General features: G+C 61.2%; 3 protein-coding genes and 1 pseudogene. 3 read left to right on the top strand and 1 reads right to left on the bottom strand.

Annotated elements, in window-relative coordinates:
• Positions 1–21 precede the first annotated feature (21 nt).
• Positions 22–779 (bottom strand): IS5 family transposase gene (locus ABUH87_RS00245; RefSeq protein ID WP_367767727.1). Its coding sequence is split into 2 segments (ribosomal slippage): positions 22–446 and positions 446–779, totalling 759 coding nucleotides; the frame shifts between segments, so codons are not numbered across the junction.
• A 30-nt stretch (positions 780–809) separates the two neighbouring features.
• On the opposite strand from ABUH87_RS00245, the gene ABUH87_RS00240 reads away from it, so the two are divergent.
• From ABUH87_RS00240 to ABUH87_RS00235, 3 genes and pseudogenes are all read left to right on the top strand, one after another.
• A complete protein-coding gene (locus ABUH87_RS00240) occupies positions 810–1535 on the top strand; it encodes an autotransporter outer membrane beta-barrel domain-containing protein (protein WP_367767726.1) in 726 nt (241 codons plus the stop codon).
• Positions 1536–1614: 79 nt separating this feature from the next.
• Positions 1615–1713 (top strand): annotated as a pseudogene (locus ABUH87_RS18395) (IS6 family transposase); the annotation flags it as partial.
• Positions 1714–1806: 93 nt separating this feature from the next.
• Positions 1807–2753 (top strand): IS630 family transposase gene (locus ABUH87_RS00235; protein ID WP_367767720.1). Its coding sequence is split into 2 segments (ribosomal slippage): positions 1807–2143 and positions 2143–2753, totalling 948 coding nucleotides; the frame shifts between segments, so codons are not numbered across the junction.
• The last annotated feature ends 15 nt before the right edge of the window (positions 2754–2768 follow it).

Here is a 2768-nt window from a genome sequence, read left to right as displayed (position 1 = left end):
GCTAGGCTCAGGACTCGTTGATCAGAGCCAGAAGAGGACGGTTGCCGCGAGAGCGAGGGCAGAGAAGAAGACGGTCGGGCATCGGTCGTAGCGGGTTGCCACGCGGCGCCAGTCCTTGAGGCGGCCGAACATGATCTCGATGCGGTTGCGGCGCTTGTATCGGCGCTTGTCGTATTGGACGGGAAGAGAACGGGATTTCCGGCCTGGAATGCAAGGTTTGATACCTTTCTGCCCGAGGGCATCCCTGAACCACTCGGCGTCATAGCCCCGGTCTGCCAGCATCCACTGTGCCTTGGGCAGGTCGTCCAGCAAAGCTGCCGCACCGGTATAATCGCTGATCTGGCCGGCGGTGATGAAGAAGCTCAAGGGGCGACCGTTGGCGTCGGTGATTGCGTGCAACTTGGTGTTCATGCCGCCCTTGGTGCGCCCGATCAGCCGCCCAAGGTCCCCTTTTTTACCCGCAGGCTCGAGGCCGTGCGGTGCGCTTTCAAATAGGTCGCGTCGATCATGACGGTCTTGGGCTCCGCTCTTTCGGCGGCAAGGCCTTCCATCATCCGGCCAAACACGCCCATCTCGCCCCAACGTTTCCAGCGGTTGTAGAGCGTCTTGTGCGGGCCGTATTCCCTGGGCGCATCACGCCACCGCAAGCCGTTGCTATTGACGAAGATGATCCCGCTCAGAACCCGTCGATCATCCACCCGCGGCTTGCCGTGACTCTTCGGGAAATATGGCGAAAGCCGCGCCATCTGCTCGTCCGTCAGCCAGTACAGGTCGCTCATGATCAGTCTCCTCGCGGAGCCTGAATCACATTGCCCTCAACCAATCAATGGGTCCTGAGCCTAGGCGTCGCCGGCGGGTTTGGTCGAGACAGCAGTCATATTGGCGGAGACGCCGGCAGGGTTGACGGAACCGCAAAGGTCATTGCGGTTTACGGGAGCATGACACCAGTCGCCGGGCTCTTTGCCGATGGCGTGGTATCGCACGGTTGGCTTGACTTGGACGCGCAGCGATCAGACACAAGTTCAGGCCTCACCACAAGAAGCAGGCGCGATGGCCAGTTCACGGCGGCTGCAGTTTCCGCCGGTATCGACCGCCTCTCAGGCCCTCTTCAATGGTCGGTCTACGGGCGAGGCGAATACCTATCCGGTGAACTTGAAGCTTATCGCGAGTTTGGGGCCGGGATCTATGACCTGCGCTTCGACAGTCGAAAGATCCGATCCACAACGGGAGTGCTGGGCTTCAAGACAGCCTATCGCGAGGCGGTCCGGTTTGGCCTCATGGGCGCAACCCTTCGCGGCGAGTGGCAGTATGAGTTCACTGGAGGAAGTCGTCAGGATTTGGACTATGCCGATGTGGATGGATTTGCGTTCTATAGCCTTCGCGCTCAGAACTGGTCCCGCCAGCAATTTGTGCTCTCTCCAGGCTTCGAGCTCGTTACACCGTCTAACTGGGAATTTGCTGTGACCTTGGGCATCCGAGCGGCAGGCGATGAGCGTGCGGCCACTAGCAGTGTTCGGGCAAGCAAGAGCTTCTAGTCACTTGACCTGAAGTTGGTCTCAGATGCCGTCAAATAACGTGCACCGGCTGGTAAGAAGGGCAAAGTAGGGCGGGTCGATGCCTCGTCCTGGCAAGTCTGCCAGCCCGTCTCGCTACTTCAACTCGTCGCCCGAGGTGAGCCGGCTGGTGGTTCTCCTGTATGTGCGTTTTCCGCTTAGAGCGTTTTCTGACCGACCTGAATCGTGAGGGATTCCCAAGCCGTCGGAAATCTGATTCACGATGCTGGCTGGGGATGGAGGCCGGCATCAGATGGGTCAGCCACTTTCAATGGATCTGCGGTTGCGGTTGCTGGCGGCGATTGATGGCGGGATGAGCAGGCGGGCGGCTGCGGTGCGGTTTGGAGTAGCGCCTTCGACTGCGATCCGCTGGCAGGCTCAACGAACGGCGACCGGTAACTTCGCGCCCAAGCCCCAGGGCGGTGACATGCGCTCGCACCGGATTGAGGAGCGGCGCAACGAGGTGCTGGCGCTGTGGGAAGCGCAGCAGGACATCACACTCGACGAGTTGCGAGTGGCGCTGGCCGGCATCGGCCTTTCAGTCGCGAACTCGACGCTGCACCGCTTCTTCGCGCGCCACGGCATCACGCGGAAAAAAAGACCGGGCACGCGATCGAGCAGGACCGGCCCGACGTCCTGAGGCAGCGCCATGCCTGGTTCGATGGTCAGTGCGATCTCGATCCCAAACGCCTGGTGTTCATCGACGAGACCTGGACCGCGACCAACATGACCCGCAGCCATGGTCGTGCTCCGCGAGGTGAGCGGTTGCGGATGGGCTCCCCGCATGGTCACCGCAAGACCACGACGCTGGTCGCGGGACTGCGCATGAGCGGGATGATCGCGCCGATGGTGCTAGACGGGCCGATCAACGGCGAATGGTTCGAGGCCTATGTCCGCCAGGTGCTCGTGCCCGAACTCAGGCCGGGCGACATCGTCATCATGGACAATCTCTCCAGCCACAAGCGCGCATCAGTCCTCGCGATGATCGAGGACGCAGGCGCGTCTCTGCGCTTCCTCCCGCCCTACAGCCCCGACTTCAATCCGATCGAGAAGGCCTTCTCCCGTCTCAAGGCCATGCTCAGAAAAGCCGGCGAGCGCACCGTCTCCGGCCTCTGGAGCTTCATCGGAAAACTCGTCGATCTCTTCCGCCCCGACGAGTGCGCCAACTACTTCAGCTCATGCGGCTATGATCCAGACTGATCAGAATCCGCTCTA

The sequence above is a fragment of the Novosphingobium rhizovicinum genome (assembly GCF_040813635.1).
GTDB lineage: Bacteria > Pseudomonadota > Alphaproteobacteria > Sphingomonadales > Sphingomonadaceae > Novosphingobium > Novosphingobium rhizovicinum.
Note: the sequence above shows the minus strand (reverse complement) of the source record. Positions and strands in the feature narration are given on the sequence as shown.